The sequence below is a fragment of the Nocardia uniformis NBRC 13702 genome, from assembly GCF_001613345.1.
GTDB lineage: Bacteria > Actinomycetota > Actinomycetes > Mycobacteriales > Mycobacteriaceae > Nocardia > Nocardia uniformis.
In genome coordinates this window covers 1-1090 of the sequence record NZ_BDCE01000141.1, presented here as the reverse complement: position 1 = coordinate 1090, position 1090 = coordinate 1, and the positions used below count along the sequence as shown (strand labels likewise).

The following is a 1090-nucleotide window of genomic DNA, read 5'->3' as shown; positions in this document are numbered from 1 at the left end:
AGTGCCCGTGTACGAACTGATCGTTTAGCGGCTTGGCGGTTTTGAGTCGTGGCGGTGAGCGACGACCTATCGTCGAATCGGGGGTCGGTGCGTTGGAGGCGGCGATGGGGTCCTGGCGTGAGGAACTGGACCGGCGTGAGGCCGCGACCTCGGAGCGTGTCGAGGCACTGCGTCGGCAGATCGCTGAGCTGAGCGAACAGCTCGAGGTCGCCGAGCAGCGATTGTCGCGGTTGCAGATCACACGCGAGACGATGGACGAAATCCTCGGCGAGAGGACCGAAGTCGATGATCAGCACGTGCGAACGGCCGGACCCGATTCTGTCGATGACATGAAAGGCGCTGTGTCGCAGCATGTTCCTGGTGCGGGCAGGATGATCGGGGCGGTGCTGGTGCCGCAGCGGGTGGCTGGGATGGACCCGGCGGCGGTGCTGCCGGAAGACTACGGCGAGATCCTGGCGGTGCTGGCCGAGGCCGCCGATGGGCTGCGGGCCGGGCGGGTCGCCGCCGAGTTGGGGATCGAGACCACCGATCGGGCGAAGGTGGAGGGACTGCGGTCGAAGTTGAAGCGTCTGGTCGCGCGAGGATGGGCAGATCAGCAGCCCTCGGGGAAGTTCATGATCGCCAATGAGGCTGGCGTAGTGGGTGATTGACACATTTTCTGCGTGTCGTTCAGGACTTTTGCCGACGGTCGGTGTGGGAGTGGTCCTGTGGAGCGGGACCTGGTGGTGCACTCGGAATCACCACAACCCCGCCGTATCACTCCACTAGGTCCCGCCATGTCGTTCTACTCCGCAAACATCATCTCTGGCACCTCGATCACCGAAACCCGTTGCGCTTGTGTGGCCTGCCGATTCGGGCACGGCACCGACCGCCCGCCCCGGCAGCGCCGTTATACCTGTGATGCGACCGACGCCGAATGGGCGGTCCTGGCACCGCTGCTACCGTGGCCGAGCTGGCTCGATGGTGGGGGCGGGCACCCGGAGAAGTATTGCCGTCGCACCGTGATCGATGCCATCTGCTACGTCGTCGACAATGGTATCAAGTGGCGAAACCTGCCTGCGGACTACGGAATCCCCTGGCGCACAGTCCA

At 64.6% G+C, this 1090-nt stretch carries 2 protein-coding genes; both read left to right on the top strand.

Features of this window, described 5'->3' with window-relative positions; genetic code table 11:
- Nucleotides 1-104: 104 nt before the first annotated feature.
- Nucleotides 105-650 (top strand): hypothetical protein, encoded by a 546-nt coding sequence (locus NU1_RS39870; RefSeq protein WP_067529735.1) that lies wholly within the window; start codon nucleotides 105-107, stop codon nucleotides 648-650.
- A 126-nt stretch (nucleotides 651-776) separates the two neighbouring features.
- Nucleotides 777-1090, top strand: a 314-nt coding sequence (locus NU1_RS39865; RefSeq protein WP_157553681.1) for a transposase, incomplete at its 3' end; no start/stop codon positions are given.